Genomic DNA, 16,219 nt, shown 5'->3' with positions numbered 1-16,219 from the left:
GGTGGTCGCCGGTGAGAACGTGACGGTGAGCGGCACCGGGTCCCCGGCGAACCCCTACCGGGTGAGTGCGGAGATCCCGTGCGAGACGGTCCGGGCGTGCTTTACCGCCGGGCCCGGGATCGACCTGGACCCGGCCACGGGCGAAATCGCGGCGGACCTCTCCGGCCAGGCCGGGAACAACCTCATCATCGGGCCGGACGGCGGGCTCCTGGTGCCCACAGCTGGCGGCCAGGTCCTCACCGGGTGCGGCCTGACCGGTAACGGCTCCGCGAGCTCCCCCGTCCAGGCGGCCACCAGTCCGTGGCCGTACGCCTGTCCCGTGGATGACGCGGGGACGATCATCGCGTGTGACTCGTCCGGCGTCCTACGCGGCGAGCCGCGCCCGGTGGCCTCCTTCACTACGTTCTCCGAGGAGCGGACGTTCCCGGACCGCGATATCCCATCGGGGTCCGTGGCGGTCGTGGACAACTACAGCGCGTCCGTGACCAACCCGAGCGACTGCCGTCCGGCCATGATCCTGGCGGAGCAAGAAGTGGACGTGTGGATGGCTCTCCCGGCCGGCGCCGGTGGGGCCACCGGCTTCGACGGCGATGAGACGTTCTACATGAGGAACACCGGCACCAGCACCATGACCGGTGTCCACTCGCAGGCCACGAAACTCCTCTCGCGCGGGATGCTCGCTCCGGGAGCGTCGGTGTCGGTCGGCTTCGGGGCCTCGGTCGGGAAGGGCTCCGGCGGCGCGTACTACTACCGCATCAATTACATCCTCCGCGTCTTCCTCCTGGCTCTGTGAGGTCCCGTCATGACCGAAATCCCTGGCATCCCCTGGCCGTGGCCGTGGCCGGACTACGAGCCCAATCCGCAGCCGGTGAAGGCGTGGGTGCAGTACGAGGATGGCTCCCTCGGTTCCCTCATCGTGACCGGAGGGAACCTCCCCGAGCTCTCCCGGCCGGGCCGCATCATCACGGAAGACGAGTACAACCGGCTCACGGCGGCCATAGCGGAGGCTCACACGGCGCGCCTGGAGGCGATGGCGGAGGAGGAGGCCGCCCGCCAGGAGCGGGAGTACCAGGACCTCACCGCGGCCGGGGTCCCCGAGCCGACCGCCCGCAGCCTCTCCGGCTACACCGGCCCGGCGGCCACCTCCAGCACGAGCAGCGCGTAGCTAGACTCCCTACATAGCCGCTGGTTGTGGGCCGGGCCTCCACCTCCGCACCCCGGAGATTTGCTCATGGCTCAGTTCGGATGTGGCGGCTCCCGCTGCACCTGCCAAGTCGTCGCCGGCCCGGGCGTCACGGTCACCGGCAACGGCTCCAACGGCGCCCCGTACGTCATCAGCACCGGCGGCACGGTCACGTGTGACCAGGTCCGCCCGTGCATCTCGGCCGGGCCCGGTGCCTCCTACAACCCGGCAACCGGCGTGATTGAGGCGCGGCCCTCCACGGACGCCGGGAACACCCTCGAAATCGGTACGGACGGCGGCCTCCTGGTGCCCGGCCCGGCGCCGTTGGAGACCGGGTGCGGCCTGACCGGCGACGGTACGGCGGGGGCTCCGCTCACGGCCGCCGTGGCGGCCTGGCCGTACGCGTGCGACGTCAGCAACGGCAGCGGCATCTACTGTGACCCGGCAACGGGCCAGCTACGAGGGGACCCGAAACCGTACTCCTCGTCGAACTCGCAGTTCTTCACTCAGACGTTTAGCCCGCCCCTGGCCGGGCCCACCGCGCCCAACGAGGTCATCGCCACGTTCTGTGCCACCTTCACGAACCCGGACCCGTGCCGCCCGGCGACGCTCCTCCTGGCCCGCGAGGTGGACATCACCGTGGACCTCGGCCCGGGCGCCGCCATTGAGACCGGGCAGACGGGCGACAACATGACCCGGATCCGAAACCTCTCGAACCAGACCTACCAGGGGTGGCACGACCAGACCACGAAGGTCCTCGGCGGCGGCATCGTGGCGCCGGGTGCCGACATTCAGGTGTGTTTCGACGCCACCGCCGGGCGCTCCGAGGGCACCACGAACATCACGGGTGTGCAGGCCATCCTGCGCGCTTTCTTCTTCACGGCATAGGAGAACGCCTGATGACCGCTCCCGCTGAGCCGGGCGCCCCGGCCATGGAGACCCTGTACGCGATCCTCGACAACGGCAGCATCTACATGACGTCATGGGAGGCGGACCAGCCTGGCTCCCCGGCGCTGCCCTCGCCGGGCCGGGTGGTCACGGAGGACGAGTACCGGGCCGAGCTGGAAAGGATCAACGCGGCGAACGCGCAACGTATCGCCGCGGAGGAGGCGGAGTGGCAGCGGGAGGCGCAGGAGGCGTATGACGCGTTGATCGCCGCCAACATCCCGGCATCCGTGGCCTCTCGGCTTTCCGGCTACCAGCCCCCGCAGGAGCCGCCGGCCACCGCCTGACGCCCTATCGGGGCCACGTGCCGCAGATAGACTCACGTACATCGCCGCTGGTTGTGGGCCGGGCTATCACCCCTCCGTAATCCCGGAGTGCTCCCATGGCTCAGTTCGGATGTGGCGGCTCCCGCTGTACCTGCCAGGTCACCGCCGGCCCGGGCGTCACCGTCACCGGCAACGGCTCACCTTCAGCCCCCTACGTCATCGGCGCGGACGGCGGCGGTGGCACGGTCACCTGCGACCAGGTGAGGCCGTGTTTCTCGGCCGGGCCCGGCGCCACCTACAACCCGGCAACCGGCGTGATCGGCGCGAACGTCTCCGGCCAGGCCGGGAACAACCTCACCATCAACCCGGACGGGAGCCTCTACGTGCCGGCCGGCGAGGCCACCGTGACGGCCGGGTGCGGCCTGACCGGTGACGGGTCCGGCGGCGCTCCGCTGGCGGTCGCCACCGCAGCGTGGCCATTCGCGTGTCCGCCGGAGACCAACGGCACGGTGGTCACGTGCGATGCCAACGGCGTATTGCGTGGTGAGCCCGCGGGCAAGGCCTACTTTGCGCAGTACACCGAGATGCGGGACTACGCCAACGTCACGGTGCCCGCCGAGTTCGATGTGGTGGCGGACACCTTCACCTTCCCCGTGGCGAACCCCGACCCGTGCCGCCCGGTCATGCTGATCGTGGAGCGGGAGTCCGACGTGGACTTTGACCTCCCCGCGGGCGCGGGCGCGGCGGCCGGCCAGGACACGGACGAGATGAGCTACTTCCGGAACACGGGCACCACCGCGATCACAGACCAGCACGTCCAGAACACCAAGATTTTCCGGCACACCGCCTCCCTCGCGGTGGGCGCCACGGCAACGATCAACTTCCCCGTCTCGGTCGGCCGCGGTAGCGGAGGCGCCAGTTACAACCGAATCCAGGTGTTCATACGAGCCCTGATGTTCACCCTTTAAGGAGCCGTGACGTGCTGATCGAAGGTGCTGAGGTCCCGGAGGCCACGGTGTTTTACGTGATCTTCCAAGACGGGTCAACTGGCCTGATCGAGACCACGAGCGGTGAGGAACCCCTCCTGTCCAAGCCGGGCCGCCTGGTGACCGCGGAGGAGTACGAGACCGCCCGGGCCGACATCCAGGCCGCGGTGGAGTCCAGCCGGGCCGCCATCCTCCAGGCGGAAACCGCCGCGGCACAGGCGGCGTACGGCGAGCTCCGGACGGCCGGACTCTCCGATGCCGTGGCCCGGACCCTCTCCGGCTACCAGGGCCCGGAGCCCACCGGCGGATGACCCGCTAAGGGCCCTGACCCTGCGCTACTTCTTCGACAAGGCCGGCGTGCACCCGTCGCAGGAGGGCCAGGAGCCGGCCGAGTAGCGGCCCCTGACGAGGGCCGGGGAGCATCCCCGGCCCACAGCTACACTCCCGGTAGCCGCTGGTTCTGGGCCGGGCCAAGGAACGTCCCCTCACGGGAGACCTCTTGGCAACCGAAAGCCACCAGGCGGCTCACGCCGTCTCGAGCGGCGCCCCCACCAGCTCCTCATCCATCCATGAGGCGGCGGCCGTGACGGCCGTCCGCCTCACACCCCTGCACTCTTCCGCCCGGCCCGCCTGGAGGTGGTCACGGTGAAGTTCGTCCAGCGTGAGGACTGGGGCGCTCCGGCGTCATCCCCGGCCTCCTATCTCCCGTCCGCACGGGGGGTGAAAATCCACTACCTGGGGACGGAGTACAGCTCCCGCGTGCACAGCAAGTGCGACGACTACGTGAGGAGCATCCGGGCCGCCCACCTGGCCAACACCGCGGAGAACTACGTGGACATCGCGTACACCGCGCTCGTTTGTGAGCACGGGTACGTGTTCGAGGGGCGCGGCTCCCACAAACGCACGGGGGCGAACGGCACGGCCGCGCTCAACTCCCGGGACTACGCGGTGTGCGCCCTCCTCGGCTCCAAGGGACTCACCACCCCGCCGGACGCCATGCTCCACGGCCTCCGGGACGCGATCGACTGGCTCCGCCGGGACGGGGACGCCGGCGACTGGATCGGCGGCCACCGGGACGGCTACTCCACCGAGTGCCCGGGAGACAAGCTGTACGCGTGGGTGCAGAAAGGCGCCCCGCGGCCGGGCGGCCAGGCACCGGCCCCGCCGGATGACGTCTACGTGGTGCGGCACGGGGACTCCTTGGCCGTCATCGCCCGCCGCCTGGACGTCTCCTGGCAGGACCTCGCGAAGGTCAACGGCCTCCGCGCCCCGTACACGATCTATCCGGGCCAGAAGCTCCACATCCCGGAGGGCTCCAGCGGCGGCGGCCAGGAGGCGCCGCCCTTCCCCGGCGCGGGCGCGTTCGTGCTCGGCAAGAGCAACCCGGCCGTGACGGAGCTGGACCGTCGGCTCATCGCGAAGGGCTTCAACAAGCACCACGACGGCAACGGCTACCAGCCCGGGCCGCGCTTCACCGAGTACACCCGGCGCAACGTCGCGGACTTCCAGCGTTCCCGCGCCGAGCTCCGTTCGGACCCGGACGGCTACCCGGGCCCGCTGACCTGGAAGCTCCTCCACTCCTGAAAGGGGACCGCTCATGTCCAGTGGCCTCGGCCTTCCCGAACTCCCCCGCGCCGAGACCGTCATCAAGACGGCCGGCACCTACGCCCGGGACCTCCTGGAGCGCGTGCTCACGACGTTCCTCCAGTCGTTCATCGGCGGTGTGGTGGTGACGCAGCCGCTCAATGGGTCCATGTGGTACGCGGCCCTGGCCGGGGGCGTGGGCGCCGTCCTGGCCTTCGGTAAGGGCCTGTTCGCCCGACTCCGCGGCGCGACGAACTCCGCTTCCCTGGCGAAGGGGGTCTAGTCGGTGGCGGCCGAGACGGGCATCCCCGCCCTGGACACGGTCCTGGTATGGGGCGGGGCGGTATCCCTCGCCGGGGGCCTGGTGACCGTGGCATGGCGTGGCGTCCGCGGAGTAGTCCGGCTCGGCCGCCGCGTGGACGAGTTCATTGACGACTGGCAGGGGGAACCCTCCCGGCCCGGCGTCCCGGCCCGGCCCGGCGTCATGGAGCGCATGGTGGGCCTGGAGGGCCGTATGGGCGTGCTGGAGGAAGGCCTCGCCCGCGTCATGCACGAGCTCTACCCCAACAGCGGCGAGAGCCTGCGGGACGCGGTGGACCTGGCGAACGCGCGGCTGGCCGTCTTGTGCCCGGAGGAGTGTGCACCCGGCACCCCGGGGACGGCTGTCCCCCCAGGGGACACCGGCGGGGACACGGCGCCGCGGTCCGGGGACACAGCGGGGGAACAACCCGACGTGACCAGCGAGGACACCACGGGGGACGCGGGGGACACGGACCGGCCCGACCGTCCCCCGGCCGTCCCTGGCACCTGACCGGCCCGACCCACTGGCCGAGCGCCCACCCCTCGTCTGCCCCGGGGCGGGCCCGAGCCTCCCCGGTCCCGGATCACGGCTTCACTCGAACAGGTGAATATCGAGCAGCGCTGATGACGGGCCCACCAGGCCGGGCCAGGTCAGCGAAACTGGACCAGCCCGGCGGCGCTCACTGCCGATCGGCGCCGTCTCTCACCCTTAACTCCAGGCGTGAAATCTTCACAGCGTTCGTTAAGGTCTGCTCCCTCTGGCTTCGGCCGGAGGAGGCGTTTCGTCATGCTCCGTCGTCGGGATGCCGTACGGCCTTCTTGAGCGCGGCCTCCAGCTCGTAGCGGTTGAGCCCGGCTTCCTTCGCGTGCTCGGTGACGGCAGCCTGCACGGTGGCCGCGGCTTCGAACCAGGTCTTCCACTGGGTGGTGTGCTCGTCGCCGTCGCGGCCGGTGAGCTTGGCGTGCTCGGCGTCGGCGGCTGTCTGGAGGGAGATGAGTCTGTCGGGGATGTCCACGGCCGGATCATAAGCCGGTCGCTGGTCGCCCCCTCGTCTGGCCTCTGGGCCGGGCGAGGGGGCTTTCGTCGTGTCAACGAAGCGCGACGGCCCCCACCGAAATGGGGGCCGTTCAGCCGTACCAGCGGAGTCGACCGCGGGTACCGTTCCAAGTGCGAGCTTGAGAACGAGGAGACCAGTATGCCCGACAGCACCAACACCCCAAGCGTCCCCACCACATTCGGCCAACGCGTGAAGAAGCGCCGCGAACGCAACGGACAGACACGCCCCGTCGTCGGCGGCCTTATCGGGCGCAGCGCGGAGTGGGTCAAGGCCATCGAGACCGGGCGCCTCGGCGTCCCACGCCTCCCGCTGCTGCTCCGCCTCGCCGATGTCCTCGGCGTGGAAGACCTCGCAGAGCTGACCGGCGACGAGCGCCTGACCACCTCCAGCTACACCAAGGCCGCGCACAACGCCCTACCCGCCGTCAAGGCAGCGCTCACGAACTACCACTTCAACGACCACGATGAGCAACCCGAGGCAATCGACGTCCTTCTGTCGAACGTGCGCCAGGCGTGGCAGTTGTGGCACGGCATCGGCGAGCACAGGACGCGCATCGCCGTCGTGCTGCCGGACCTCCTCGCTGATCTCCAGCACGCGGCACGCGTCTACGAAGGCACGGACCGGCGGCGCGTGCTCGTCGCTCTCGCCGAGACGTACCATCTCGTACAGCTGTACCTGTCCTTCCAGCCCGTTCCCGAACTGGTGATGCTCACCGGTGATCGTGCGATGTCCGCAGCACAGGACGCGGACAGTCCGAAAGCTATCGCGTGCGCAGCTTGGTACATGAACCACGTGTTCCGGGACGCGGGAGAGCGGCATGATGCACGCGTTGATCTGGCGATGAAAGCGTCCGATCTGCTGCGCCCCGACGACGATGGGGAAGACCTCGCGCGATGGGGGCTGCTCCAGCTGGCGGCGGCCCTGTCCTACGCGAAAGTCGGTAGGCGTGGCGACGCAGAGCGCTTCTGGGACCGGGCCGACAAGGCGGCCAAGAAGCTCGGTAAGGGCTATGCCCACCCGTACCTGATCTTCGGGCAAGGCATGGTCGACGCCTACGCGATCACCATGGAAGCGGACCTTGTGAGCGGGCGCGGGGCAGTCGAGGCGGCCGGGCGAGTGGACGTGTCGCCGATGGAGTCGGCCACGCGACGCAGTTTCCACCTGATCGAGTCGGCGCGGGCGTACAGCCTGGAGCGGGAGCCGGTCGCGGTGGTGCATCTGCTGGGTAAGGCGTGCGAGGAGTCGGTTGAGACTGCGCGCTACAACCTCTTCGCCCGATCGACCATCGCGGACCTAGCCGAGTCCGGTCCGGCTACGGTCCGGCGCGATGCCGAGCGCCTGCGTAGGGAGATGGGGCTGCCGATGGCCGCGTGAGGGGTACGAACCGTACCCCTCGGCGAGGGGGTACAGGGTGTACCTCTGTGCCCCACGCCACACCCTTACGGTCGGTCATCACTTGCTCACCGATGACGCCGGGGGACCCCGTGCAGATCCAACCCAGAACACTCGCGCTGTGGACACCGCCGCCTGCTGTGGACGTCGAGGCGTTACCCGTCGGCAAATGGTGGGACGCCGTCAAGGCCCCGTCGAACATCGGCGAACGCGCCCTCAAGGCCCTCGGTGACGAGACCGGCGCCGTCATCCAGGACAAGCACGGACCCCTGTACTGGCTCGTCAAGGTGGGATCGGCCACGAGCTGGCACCTCCGGCAAGTCCGCGTCCTCACCGAACTCGCCGACGAGAGGACCTACCTCGGCGTACCGCCCGTCTCCTGGACGGATGGCCTCCGCACTCACTGGCGCGTGCCGCTATCGGCCGACCGCTACCTGACCGACGCGGGGGAGTTGTGGGAGGCGCTGGCCGAAGCCGACCGCGCCGAGTACGGGCGCATGCCGGTAGGCCGCCAACTCTGCTACCGCTGCCAACTGCCCACCGACGAGCCGATCCCGGTCGACGTGGAGGATGGCCGCAGCGACGTCGGCAAGGTCACCTATGCCTGCCCCCCACATGCGCCGCTCTACACCAGACGCCGACCGCGGCCCCTCACCAGCGCGACGGCGGCCGAGCACGAGGGGCGGCGGTCCCGATGACCACCATCCCCGACCGCGGCCCCGCAGCCCTAGTACTGGGCGCCTACCTGCGCTCGCTCCGGCTGGCCAAGGGCATCAAGCCCGCTGAGGCCGCCGAGGCGATCCGCGGCTCGGAGGCCAAACTGAGCCGCATGGAGACCGGTCAGGTGGCACAGCGCTGGGAAGACGTATCCACGCTGGCCAGGGTCTACGGGATGACCGACTGGTCCACCATCGTGGACACACTGCGGTGGTCAGGCTGGCAGTCGAGAGACCCCAAGCGCCGGGCGAGCACCATCCACGACAACGCCGAAGGCTGGGTGGACCGACTGCGCGCGTGCGAGCACCACGCATCCGCCATCTGCGTCTACGCCTCGGCCACCATCCCGCGCATCGTGCAGACCACCGGATGCCCCGTGGACCTTCTGACGCTGCGGACAACGGCCACCCAGCCGCCCCGGGTCACACCGCATACCGTGCTCCCGGACCAGACACGGCAGGACGTCACCGTCATCCTCGACGGGGCAATCCTCGTGAGGACGTTCGCGGCCCCGGCGGCCATGGCCGCGCAGATGGCCTATCTACAGCGGCTGGGGACCTCTGGCACGCGGGTCCTGGTGGTGCCTTTCCAGGCTGGAGCCATCCCGCCGCACGGCAGCTTGTATCGCTTCCAACTCCACGACCAAGAGGTCTTCGCCGAGGAGACCTGGAGCGCCATCTACACCACCGGAGCGGACAGCCAGGCGGCGCGTCGTCGTCTGGCCGCCGGGCTCGCCGCGGCCAAAGACCCCCAGGCGAGCGCCGAGCTGCTGGATATAGCCCGCAGGCGGTTCGAGCAGTTGGACAAGGACCCGGACCCGAAATCCGATCCTCTCCTGGAGGAGCTGACGGCATGACAGCGAGTCTGCTGGGCCCAGCCGCCGAGACCGAGTGGCGCGCCGCCCTGGAGCACGCCGCAGGCTGTCCGGCCTGCCGCACGACCGGCGCCGTCTGCTTGGAGGGCGGGCGGCTGCTACGTACCTACGAGGAAGCCGCACGACAGGCACGGTCGGGAGGTGACGCCGGATGAGGCATCGTCGGCGCTCACCTGCCGCGCGGGCCGGGCTGCTCGCCTTCCGCACCGCCCGGACGGCCCTGCTGACCGCCTTGGTCCCCGCGCTGCTGGTGCTCGCCGTCTACCTCTGCATCGCGAGCACCCCGGACCCATAGACCGGGTGGGCCGTCGGAGGCCCGGGCTCCCCGCCCCGGGCTGGACTTCGCGCTGGCGGCCCACCCTTCAGACAACCTGCGGTCGGCGCGGCCAGGCGCGGCTGCTGGCCGCAGGACAGGGACTCCGGCCCCGACCCGGGAACTGCGGGCCGGAGTCCCCTCACCCGTCCAGAGAGGCACATATGACCCTCAGCGCATGGCGCGCAGGCGACGCCACTCGGATCTTCCTTGGCCGTTTGACAGCAGCGGACCGGTAGCGGCACGAGTCCATCCGGCTCCAATGCCCGGACCCGCGCACCCCGTCGTGTGGTCCCCGGACTAGGGCGGGCCCAGTTCCCTGGCTGCCCCTCCGTGGGGGAGTGACGACAGCCAGAGGGGCAGTCCCGGCCGCGCCTCACCCGAGGGGCGGCCGGGGAAGGCGGCTCGCGCAGACCAGCGGGCCGCATGACGCGTCGGCAACCTCGACGACACCGAAACATCCGAACTATCCCCAAGGGGAACACGGTGTTCCTACCTCACAGCGTCATCGACCACCTCACCGACGAGCAGGTGGCTATGTGGATCGAGCACTTCGCCGGCGGCAGCCACGAGCGGCCGCGTTCGATCGAAGAAGGCATCTGGCGCCGGACCCAGGACCCGACGAACGCCGAACAGTCCGGTTGGTCCGAGGACTCCCAGGGCCGCCGCCGCATCGTCCACTACCGGTACCGGTATGACCTGGACTACACCTTCCCGGTTCCGCGGCTGGTCCTGGCGGACCTATACCTGTACCACTCGATCATGGCCCCGGCAGACGAGATCAAGACCTACCGAGACGCCATCACCGGCTGGCTCGCCGAGGGCCGGTGGCGCCAGAAGGGCGACGACACATGGCAGCTCGGTGACCTCCAGGTCACTGTTGCTGAGCACGAGGAGCATCCGCAGGACGAGCGCGCGAGCCGGGAGACCCCTGCCGGTTTCCGGTCCGTGGATCTGACGTTCATCACCGAGGACTTCAAAGTCACCAGGGACGTGCGTCAATTGCCGTGGAACGTCCTCGCGGGCGGCATGCGCGTCAAGGAGGCGCGCGGCAACCCGGAGTACGCGCCGGACCTATCGGCGCTGGCGGACCTCCTGCCGTTCCAGGTGGAAATCGGCTGCGGCACGAGCATCGAGGCCAGTGTGCCTCCGCTGCACTTCCTGCACGAGGTGTACCGGGTGACGCAGCGCAAGGACAACGCGATGACGCAAGACCACGCCTTCACGATGACGCCGGCCGCGGACAAGCTGGTGGAGGAGCTGCTGCTCGTGCCGGGCGCGAAGGCGGAGCAACTGGTCGAGATGTTCCGCGCGTGCTTCCTCGCGCAGCCGACCGCGGCTCACCACTCGCTTAAGGCGCTGCACGACGCCGGCCACTTCGTCGGCCCGGTGCTCCAGCACAATTTCGATCTGCTCGCGGCGCGGGCCGGGCTCCCGGAATGCTTCCTGCGCCGCTACGACCAGAAGGTGCCGCCCGTGCCGTTCATCGACGGCGCGAAGGCGCTGCTGGTGATCGGGCTGCACGCGGACCGGCGCGCGGTCCAGGCCCGGGCCAGGGGGCGCGGGATGAAGGTCTTCTTCCTGGACACGGAGGGCCTGGAGGAGGCCGGCGAGTACCGCCCGTACCTGATTGAGGGTGCGCGTGAGGGTGACGTCATCGTGCGTTCCTCCGCCACCCCGGCCTTGCGCCGGCTGTGCCATGTCCTGGGCGTCCACCGGGCCGCCGACATGGCCGTGTGACCTTTACGTTTCGGTGAGCCGCGCGTGACGCCCGTAGCTTCAGCGAGTTGCGCGCGGCTCCACTCCGGGGCCGCCGTCCCTGAAGGAGATCAACACGCATGCGCGTTTCCGTCATTGGCTGCGGGCACCTTGGAATCCCGCACGCCGCCGGCATGGCCCACCTCGGGCACGAGGTCCTGGGCGTGGAGCTGAACGCCGAGCGAGTCGCCCAGCTCAACCGGGGCGAGGCCCCAATCTATGAGGTCGGACTGCCTGACCTGCTGGCCAAGAACACCAGCAGCGGTCAGCTGCGGTTCACCACGAGCATGGAAGAGGCCGCCAACTTCGCGGATGTGCACTTTCTGGCTGTGGGCACCCCGATCGCCCACGATGGCCGTTCCTATGACACCGGCCAGGTCTTTGGTGCCGCTCGGGCGCTGGCCCCGCACCTGACCCGCCCGTGCACGATCATGGGCAAGTCGACGGTGACCGTTGGGACGACGTCCCGCCTGACCACGCTGGTACAGCGCCTGGCCCCGGCCGGGACCGACGTAGAGGTGGTGTGGAACCCGGAGTTCCTGCGAGAGGGCCACGCCGTGGAGGACACGCTGCGGCCGGACCGCATCGTCGCCGGAGTCACCAGCGAGCGCGCGGAGCGAGCCGTCCGGGAGGTATACGCGCCGATCCTCGCCGATGAGGTGCCGCTGATCGTGACGACCCCGGAAACCGCGGAGCTGATCAAGGGGGCCGCGAACACTTTCCTCGGTCTCAAGCTGTCGTTCATCAACGCGGTGGCGGAGATGTGCACCGCAGCCGGGGCGGACGTAATGACGCTGGTGGAGGCGCTGGGCATCGACCCGCGCATCGGCGCCAAGGGCATGATGCCCGGCATCGGATTCGGCGGCGGTTGCCTGCCCAAGGACGTGCGCGCCTTCACCGCGTCCGCGCACCAACTGGGCGTCAAGGACGCTGAGCGGCTGCTGCTCGCCGCCGAGGCGGTCAATGAGGCCCGGCCGGACATGGCCGTGCGCTTGGTCGAGGGCGCGCTTGATCGGCCCCTGACCGGGGCGCGAATCGCCATGTGGGGTGCCGCGTTCAAGGCGGGCACTAACGACGTGCGCGAGTCCCCAGCACTGGCCGTGGCCAGTCGCCTGTACGACTGCGGGGCACACGTCATTGTCCATGACCCACATGCCCTGGAGACAGCCGCGCAGCGACACCCAGAACTGGAGTACGCGGCCACTGTCGAGGAGGCCACGCGCGGTGCCCACGTCATCGTGACGGGCACGGAGTGGCCCCAGTTCCGGCAGGCGGACCCGGCCGCGCTGGCCGCGGTCGCGGCGGGCCGGGTGGCCGTGGACTTGCGGAACGTCCTGAACACGGAGTGGTGGGTAGGCGCCGGTTGGACAGTCCACCAGCTCGGCCGCCCCTCGCGTCAGCCCCTGTAGTCGAGACTTCCCGCGCCCGCCCGGGCGAGGGAGTGCCGGGGCGGAAGGACCGCGTCGGCGTGGAGTGGAGGAGCAACCGTGAACAAGCCGAGCATGCAGATCACGGGTGACACGACCTTGGCCGAGCTGTGGACGATCGTGGGAAGCCTTTCAGACGTCTGCGCCAGCGCGGGCGCTCACCTTCCCGAGGAGGAGCTGAGGTCCCTACAGGTCGGCAAGGTGGCCGAGGAGGCCGGCGAGGCCATGCACGCGCTGCACGGCATCAAGGGCCTGACGACGTGCGACGACGACCATGACTGGGCGGAGGTGTCCAACGACCTCGTCGGTGCCGTGCTCGCCTCCATGATCGCCCTGCGCTACATCAACGGGCCCGAGGCGCCCGAGCTGTTCAACACGGTGCTGTTCCGGCGAACCCGCCGGGGCCGTGAGTCGCTGGAGGCCATGGCGGCCTGAGCCGTCACGGCTGCGAGACCCCAGGCGTTGACTCTCATTTGACGCAGGGTTCCGCAAGTCCGCCCGTCCCGGCAACGCCCGCCGGAGGCAGGCGGGCAGCTCCGCCCCGGTTGCCCTATCGGTGAGGACGGTCCACTGGGGCGGAGCACCACGGCCATAGCCGTTACCGCAGGGCAGGGGGAAGGGGGTCCGTACCCGTGCAACGGCGATGGGTCAATCGTTCCTGCTGGTTGTGGTGCGAGCGGTTCGACGTCCCCACCCTGCGGCTCGGCGCGATGGAAAGAGCCGACCAGGCGGCTCCGCTCCACGTCTGCGAATCGTACATACGCCGCCTGGAGGACAAGTGCGCGCCGCTCTGACGTATGTCCCAGCTTGATCAAGACTTCCGCCCCCAGCCGTCCATGGTCGGGGCGCGGGTTCACCACCCTCAACGGAGGTCATCAGATGACCGCACGCCCGATCATCAACAGTGGACAGGCCGCATCCTGCTACTTCCGAACAAGCGTCGACCACCCACACCGGAAGGCCCTCGTGCAGGTCTGCGAGCCCTGCAATGAAAGCTGCCGGCACTGCTTCGTGTCCGCGACGAAGCGCGGGGAGTACATGCCGCTCAAGGCCGTCCGGGAGCGGCTGATCCCGCAGCTCACGGAGGCCCGGGTCAACCGCGTCACCCTCACCGGCGGCGAGCCGTTCATGCACGAGGACCTACTCGAAGTCACCGCCGCCTTCCACGACGCCGGTATGGGCGTCGGCATCTGCACAAACGCAACCCTCGTGACGGACGAGCAGATCACCTACCTCGCCGAGATCGGCGCCCACCTGAACGTCTCCCTGGACGGGTTCTCCGCGGAAAGTCACGGGGTGTTCCGCGGCCGGCCGGAGGGGTTCGAGGAGACCGTGGAGACCGTCCAGCGGTTCGCCCGGGCCGGCATCCTCCAGGGGCTGCTGTGCACGCCGAACAACCTCGCGGAGGACCAGGAGTACGCGGCACTCTGCGCCTTCGCGAAGAAGCAGGGTGCAACGTATGTGCTGATGAACCCTCTCGGGGAGATGGGTCGCGGCGCCGCGCGGGGGGCGCAGAAGCTTCGCCGCCCGGATGACCACATGCGGCACATTCAGCAGCTCACCATGCCCTTCGCGGATGAGGACCTGGAACTGGTACACATCCGCTTCCCGAACGACTCCAAGCCGCTGGCCAATTGTGACGCCGGGACGATCATCTACGTCTTCACCAAGGGGGAGGTCACCGTCTGCCCATACCTGGTGTTCGCCGCGCGGACGCGGGTGAGCCAGCATCCGGATACGGATTTCATCGTGGGCAACGTGTGGGAGCACAACGACATCGCCGCGCGCCTCGACGGCTACCGGTTCCATGAGCGGTGGACGGTCGGGGACAACCCGACCTGTGGCGGGTGCTCCCTGAGCGACGGTTGCGGCAAGGGGTGCCCGGCCGCCGTCGTGGCCTCCGGGCAGCGGATCGGCGCGGTGGACACGGAGCTCTGCCCCACCGTGCCCGGACATTCCCGCGTCCTTCCCGTGGTCGGCGTCTCATGAGCGGCCGGTTCATCACGCTGGATGGCCCGGGTGGTGTGGGGAAGTCGACCGTCACGGCCGCCGTGGTCCAGCAGCTCCGCGCGCAGGAGGGGTTACCGGTGTACGCCACCCGGGAGCCGAGCGGCAGCCCGCTCGGGGAGCTCGCCCGCCACGGCACGGAGGAGTACCGAGGTATGAGCATGGCGTGCCTCATCGCCGCCGACCGGTACCGGCACGTGGAGGAGGAGATCCGGCCGGCGCTCGCCCGCGGTGAGATCGTGGTGTGCGACCGGTACGTACCCTCCTCCCTGGTCCTCCAGGTCATGGACGGCGTCCCCCGTGACGTGGTGTGGGAGCTCAACCGACACGCGGACATGCCGGACCTGGCCGTGATCGTCAACGCGCGGGCGGACGTCGTCATGAAACGGCTGGACACCCGGGGGACCAGGCACAGCCGGTATGAACGGGAGCCCGGGGGGACGGAGCGGGAGTGCGCGCTCTACTACGAAGCCGCTAGGTTCCTCATGGCCGCCGGCGTCCGCGTCCTCCAATTGGACGCCTCAACCGTCGGGCCGGAGGACGTCGCGCGCGCCGTGGTCGCGGCGATGAGAGAACTGTGGACGAGGGGTAGCTCGTGACGACCACCCTGGACGTGTTGACGTTCAACCTGAACAACCCGAGCAGGGACCGGGCGGAGCGGCAGTTGGCCTACCTGGCCGCCCGCCCGGAGCCGGTGCTCGTGCTCACCGAGACGGCGGATAGCGCGGGGTGTGATCTCCTCGCCCGGAGGTTCGAGGCGGCCGGGTACTCCGTGACGTTCCCTCGGCCGGAGCGCGGGGAGCGCGGGGTCATGGTTGTCAGCCGTCTCGTCACCGACCCCGGTGGGCAGGTCACGGACTACCTCCCCCACCGCGCCGTGCCGGTCATCGTGGAGACTGACGACGGGCCCGTGTCCATCGTGGGCCTGTACGTGCCCTCCCGGGACGCCACGGAGGCGAAGACGACGAGGAAGCGGACGTTCCTCGACGCCTGCCAGCGCGGCCTTCCTACGGCCCCGGGCCGCCATGAGGTGGTCATCGGGGACTTCAACATCCTGGAGCCGGACCACCGGCCGGCATACCGGTTCTTTCAGCGGTTTGAGTACGACTTCTACACCTGGCTTGGGACCGCCCGGTACCGGGACGCCTTCCGCGCCCTCCATCCCGAGGCCGCGGAGTACTCGTGGGTGGGCAGGACCGGAGACGGCTACCGCTACGACCACGCCCACCTCACCCACGGCCTGGTGCCCGCGCTGCGCGGCTGCTCGTACATCCACGAGGTGCGCACCGGGCCGGAGCGGCTGACGGACCACTCCGCCCTGTCCATGTCGCTGTGCCTCCAGCCGACGCGGCCCCTACCGGTGACTGACCCAATGCGGGCCTCGGACGCGGTGCCCGCCCTGTTCTGAG

The 16,219-nt window shown here is 69.7% G+C and carries 21 protein-coding genes; 20 read left to right on the top strand and 1 reads right to left on the bottom strand.

Annotated elements, in window-relative coordinates; translation table 11 throughout:
* Positions 1-25: 25 nt before the first annotated feature.
* From ACMTAK_RS23960 to ACMTAK_RS23920, 9 genes are all read left to right on the top strand, one after another.
* A complete protein-coding gene (locus ACMTAK_RS23960) occupies positions 26-793 on the top strand; it encodes a hypothetical protein (protein WP_413808103.1) in 768 nt (255 codons plus the stop codon).
* Between the two features lie 9 nt (positions 794-802).
* A complete protein-coding gene (locus tag ACMTAK_RS23955) occupies positions 803-1,165 on the top strand; it encodes a hypothetical protein (RefSeq protein ID WP_413808102.1) in 363 nt (120 codons plus the stop codon).
* A 66-nt stretch (positions 1,166-1,231) separates the two neighbouring features.
* Positions 1,232-2,071 carry a hypothetical protein gene (locus ACMTAK_RS23950; protein WP_413808101.1) on the top strand — a complete coding sequence of 280 codons (840 nt, stop codon included), beginning with the start codon at positions 1,232-1,234 and terminating at the stop codon, positions 2,069-2,071.
* 11 nt (positions 2,072-2,082) lie between these two features.
* The gene (locus tag ACMTAK_RS23945; protein ID WP_413808100.1) at positions 2,083-2,415 is read left to right on the top strand and encodes a hypothetical protein; all 333 of its coding nucleotides are present in this window, start codon (positions 2,083-2,085) and stop codon (positions 2,413-2,415) included.
* 95 nt (positions 2,416-2,510) lie between these two features.
* Positions 2,511-3,362: a hypothetical protein gene (locus tag ACMTAK_RS23940; RefSeq protein WP_413808099.1), complete on the top strand. Its 852-nt coding sequence runs from the start codon at positions 2,511-2,513 to the stop codon at positions 3,360-3,362.
* 11 nt (positions 3,363-3,373) lie between these two features.
* Positions 3,374-3,691: a hypothetical protein gene (locus tag ACMTAK_RS23935; RefSeq protein ID WP_413808098.1), complete on the top strand. Its 318-nt coding sequence runs from the start codon at positions 3,374-3,376 to the stop codon at positions 3,689-3,691.
* Positions 3,692-4,025: 334 nt separating this feature from the next.
* Complete coding sequence (locus ACMTAK_RS23930; RefSeq protein WP_413808097.1) at positions 4,026-4,964, top strand: peptidoglycan-binding protein; 939 nt, start codon at positions 4,026-4,028, stop codon at positions 4,962-4,964.
* A 13-nt stretch (positions 4,965-4,977) separates the two neighbouring features.
* Entirely contained in the window at positions 4,978-5,247 is a 270-nt protein-coding gene (locus ACMTAK_RS23925; protein WP_413808096.1) for a hypothetical protein, read from the top strand.
* Between the two features lie 3 nt (positions 5,248-5,250).
* Positions 5,251-5,775, top strand: a complete 525-nt coding sequence (locus ACMTAK_RS23920) for a hypothetical protein (RefSeq protein WP_413808095.1) — start codon at positions 5,251-5,253, stop codon at positions 5,773-5,775.
* Positions 5,776-6,049: 274 nt separating this feature from the next.
* Here the strand turns inward: ACMTAK_RS23920 and ACMTAK_RS23915 are convergent, their stop codons facing one another.
* Positions 6,050-6,280: a hypothetical protein gene (locus ACMTAK_RS23915; RefSeq protein WP_413808094.1), complete on the bottom strand. Its 231-nt coding sequence runs from the start codon at positions 6,278-6,280 to the stop codon at positions 6,050-6,052.
* 180 nt (positions 6,281-6,460) lie between these two features.
* Here ACMTAK_RS23915 and ACMTAK_RS23910 point away from each other — a divergent pair, with 180 nt between their 5' ends.
* The 11 genes from ACMTAK_RS23910 (at position 6,461) to ACMTAK_RS23860 (ending at position 16,218) form a co-directional block, all read left to right on the top strand.
* The gene (locus ACMTAK_RS23910; protein WP_413808093.1) at positions 6,461-7,696 is read left to right on the top strand and encodes a helix-turn-helix domain-containing protein; all 1,236 of its coding nucleotides are present in this window, start codon (positions 6,461-6,463) and stop codon (positions 7,694-7,696) included.
* Positions 7,697-7,806: 110 nt separating this feature from the next.
* On the top strand, positions 7,807-8,412 hold the full coding sequence (locus ACMTAK_RS23905) for a hypothetical protein (protein WP_413808092.1): 606 nt from the start codon (positions 7,807-7,809) through the stop codon (positions 8,410-8,412).
* Positions 8,409-9,287, top strand: a complete 879-nt coding sequence (locus ACMTAK_RS23900) for a Scr1 family TA system antitoxin-like transcriptional regulator (protein WP_413808091.1) — start codon at positions 8,409-8,411, stop codon at positions 9,285-9,287. Before ACMTAK_RS23905 ends, ACMTAK_RS23900 begins: the two co-directional genes overlap by 4 nt.
* Positions 9,284-9,460 carry a hypothetical protein gene (locus tag ACMTAK_RS23895; protein WP_413808090.1) on the top strand — a complete coding sequence of 59 codons (177 nt, stop codon included), beginning with the start codon at positions 9,284-9,286 and terminating at the stop codon, positions 9,458-9,460. The genes ACMTAK_RS23900 and ACMTAK_RS23895 overlap by 4 nt, the downstream gene beginning before the upstream one ends.
* Positions 9,457-9,600, top strand: coding sequence for a hypothetical protein (locus tag ACMTAK_RS23890; RefSeq protein WP_413808089.1), 144 nt, complete (start codon positions 9,457-9,459; stop codon positions 9,598-9,600). The genes ACMTAK_RS23895 and ACMTAK_RS23890 overlap by 4 nt, the downstream gene beginning before the upstream one ends.
* 504 nt (positions 9,601-10,104) lie before the next feature.
* Positions 10,105-11,358 (top strand): SIR2 family protein, encoded by a 1,254-nt coding sequence (locus ACMTAK_RS23885; RefSeq protein WP_413808088.1) that lies wholly within the window; start codon positions 10,105-10,107, stop codon positions 11,356-11,358.
* A gap of 98 nt (positions 11,359-11,456) precedes the next feature.
* Positions 11,457-12,785: a UDP-glucose dehydrogenase family protein gene (locus ACMTAK_RS23880; RefSeq protein ID WP_413808087.1), complete on the top strand. Its 1,329-nt coding sequence runs from the start codon at positions 11,457-11,459 to the stop codon at positions 12,783-12,785.
* A gap of 78 nt (positions 12,786-12,863) precedes the next feature.
* A complete protein-coding gene (locus tag ACMTAK_RS23875; RefSeq protein ID WP_413808086.1) occupies positions 12,864-13,238 on the top strand; it encodes a MazG-like family protein in 375 nt (124 codons plus the stop codon).
* A 576-nt stretch (positions 13,239-13,814) separates the two neighbouring features.
* Entirely contained in the window at positions 13,815-14,792 is a 978-nt protein-coding gene (locus ACMTAK_RS23870; RefSeq protein ID WP_413808085.1) for a radical SAM protein, read from the top strand.
* A complete protein-coding gene (tmk, locus tag ACMTAK_RS23865; RefSeq protein WP_413808084.1) occupies positions 14,789-15,409 on the top strand; it encodes a dTMP kinase in 621 nt (206 codons plus the stop codon). The genes ACMTAK_RS23870 and tmk overlap by 4 nt, the downstream gene beginning before the upstream one ends.
* A complete protein-coding gene (locus ACMTAK_RS23860; RefSeq protein WP_413808083.1) occupies positions 15,406-16,218 on the top strand; it encodes an endonuclease/exonuclease/phosphatase in 813 nt (270 codons plus the stop codon). Before tmk ends, ACMTAK_RS23860 begins: the two co-directional genes overlap by 4 nt.
* Position 16,219: the final 1 nt, after the last annotated feature.

It is taken from the genome of Streptomyces lacaronensis (assembly GCF_047337785.1).
Taxonomy (GTDB): domain Bacteria; phylum Actinomycetota; class Actinomycetes; order Streptomycetales; family Streptomycetaceae; genus Streptomyces; species Streptomyces lycopersici.
The sequence above is the reverse complement of the archived record's forward strand: the minus strand, read 5'-3'. Positions and strand labels throughout refer to the sequence as shown.

Bases quoted from the DNA above. Each gene is read 5' to 3' on its own strand.
- ACMTAK_RS23880 (WP_413808087.1), top strand. From the start codon at position 11,457: ATGCGCGTTTCCGTCATTGGCTGCGGGCACCTTGGAATCCCGCACGCC.
- ACMTAK_RS23910 (WP_413808093.1), top strand. From the start codon at position 6,461: ATGCCCGACAGCACCAACACCCCAAGCGTCCCCACCACATTCGGCCAA.
- ACMTAK_RS23900 (WP_413808091.1), top strand. From the start codon at position 8,409: ATGACCACCATCCCCGACCGCGGCCCCGCAGCCCTAGTACTGGGCGCC.
- ACMTAK_RS23955 (WP_413808102.1), top strand. From the start codon at position 803: ATGACCGAAATCCCTGGCATCCCCTGGCCGTGGCCGTGGCCGGACTAC.
- ACMTAK_RS23895 (WP_413808090.1), top strand. From the start codon at position 9,284: ATGACAGCGAGTCTGCTGGGCCCAGCCGCCGAGACCGAGTGGCGCGCC.
- tmk (WP_413808084.1), top strand. From the start codon at position 14,789: ATGAGCGGCCGGTTCATCACGCTGGATGGCCCGGGTGGTGTGGGGAAG.
- ACMTAK_RS23950 (WP_413808101.1), top strand. From the start codon at position 1,232: ATGGCTCAGTTCGGATGTGGCGGCTCCCGCTGCACCTGCCAAGTCGTC.
- ACMTAK_RS23940 (WP_413808099.1), top strand. From the start codon at position 2,511: ATGGCTCAGTTCGGATGTGGCGGCTCCCGCTGTACCTGCCAGGTCACC.
- ACMTAK_RS23945 (WP_413808100.1), top strand. From the start codon at position 2,083: ATGACCGCTCCCGCTGAGCCGGGCGCCCCGGCCATGGAGACCCTGTAC.
- ACMTAK_RS23890 (WP_413808089.1), top strand. From the start codon at position 9,457: ATGAGGCATCGTCGGCGCTCACCTGCCGCGCGGGCCGGGCTGCTCGCC.
- ACMTAK_RS23925 (WP_413808096.1), top strand. From the start codon at position 4,978: ATGTCCAGTGGCCTCGGCCTTCCCGAACTCCCCCGCGCCGAGACCGTC.